This is a genomic window from Nonomuraea maheshkhaliensis (assembly GCF_039529435.1).
GTDB lineage: Bacteria > Actinomycetota > Actinomycetes > Streptosporangiales > Streptosporangiaceae > Nonomuraea > Nonomuraea maheshkhaliensis.
This window is the reverse complement of the sequence record NZ_BAAAMU010000310.1, coordinates 1-1,299: the sequence shown is the minus strand read 5'-3', so window position 1 is coordinate 1,299 and position 1,299 is coordinate 1. Positions and strand designations below refer to the sequence as shown.

The 1,299-nt window shown below is 69.1% G+C and carries 2 protein-coding genes; one reads left to right on the top strand and one right to left on the bottom strand.

The window, feature by feature from the left end:
* A partial coding sequence (locus ABFX54_RS56570) for a LysR family transcriptional regulator (RefSeq protein WP_346115607.1) occupies positions 1–94 on the bottom strand: 94 nt, incomplete at its 3' end.
* 93 nt (positions 95–187) lie between these two features.
* Here ABFX54_RS56570 and ABFX54_RS56565 point away from each other — a divergent pair.
* Complete coding sequence (locus tag ABFX54_RS56565) at positions 188–934, top strand: SDR family oxidoreductase (RefSeq protein ID WP_428834674.1); 747 nt, start codon at positions 188–190, stop codon at positions 932–934.
* The last annotated feature ends 365 nt before the right edge of the window (positions 935–1,299 follow it).

Here is a 1,299-nt window from a genome sequence, read left to right as displayed (position 1 = left end):
GCGGCGGCTGCGCCATCCCGAGGCGCTCGGCGGCCCGGCCGAAGTGCAGCTCCTCGGCGACGGCCACGAAGTACCTCAGCTCACGGGTCTCCAGGGTGTCCACCGCACCAGAATAGTCCCGTGATACCTGCCGGGTATGACAGCGCACCCGATCGGTGTTGGAGCTCGCGGCCGGGCCGGGGGCAGGATCGACACCGTGAGCGAGAAGAAGATCGCGCTGGTGACCGGCGCGAACAAGGGGATCGGATACGAGATCGCGGCCGGGCTCGGCGCTCTCGGCTACGGCGTCGCAGTGGGCGCCCGCGACGACGCCCGGCGGGAGACCGCCGTCGAGAAGCTGCGCGCCGCCGGGGTGGACGCCTTCGGGGTGCCGCTGGACGTGACCAGCGACCAGAGCGTCACCGCGGCGGCCGAGTTCGTCGAACGCCGGACCGGGCGGCTGGACGCCCTGGTCAACAACGCGGGCATCTCGGGAGCGATGTCGGCGGAATGGATCCAGGATCCGACCACGACCGACCTGGACGAGGTCCGCAGGGTCCTGGAGACCAACGTCATCGGCGTCATCCGGGTGACGAACGCGATGCTGCCGCTGCTGCGGCAGGCGCCGTCGCCCCGCATCGTCAATGTGTCCAGCAGCGTCGCCTCCCTGACCTGGCAGGCGGACCCGGACGTCGACGTCGGCCCCCTCATGAGCATCTACGCGCCGACGAAGACGTATCTGAACGCCGTCACCCTGCAGTACGCCCGGCGGTTCGCCGGCACGGACATCCTGATCAACGCGGTATGCCCCGGCCTGGTCGCGACCGACTTCACCGGTTTCCAGGGGCCCCGCACGCCGGAGCAGGGCGCGGCCGTGGCGATCCGCTTCGCCACGCTGCCCGACGGCGGTCCCACCGGGTCCTTCTTCCAGGACGACGGCGTCATTCCCTGGTGACCTCGAACGCCTGGCGCGTGCGGAAGTTGACGAGGGTGCCGCCGCTGTGACAAGCTGAAGGCGGCACCGAGGTTGACGCTCATAGTAGGTGTAGACACTCGTTTGCATTTTGGGTTATGCTGCTCCCTCGCGCTGCCTTACTCCGCCCCGGGTCACTCCGGGGCGTTTGGCATGCGCGCAGTCCGATTCCATCCGTGCCCCGGAAGGACATCTGTTGGCAGCTTCGCGCACCGCCTCCGCCATACCCGCCGGTCCCCGCCGTGTCTCCTTCGCCCGCATCGAAGAGCCCCTCGAAGTTCCCGACCTTCTCGCCCTGCAGACCGAGTCTTTCGACTGGCTGCTCGGCAACGAGAAGTGGAAGGCCC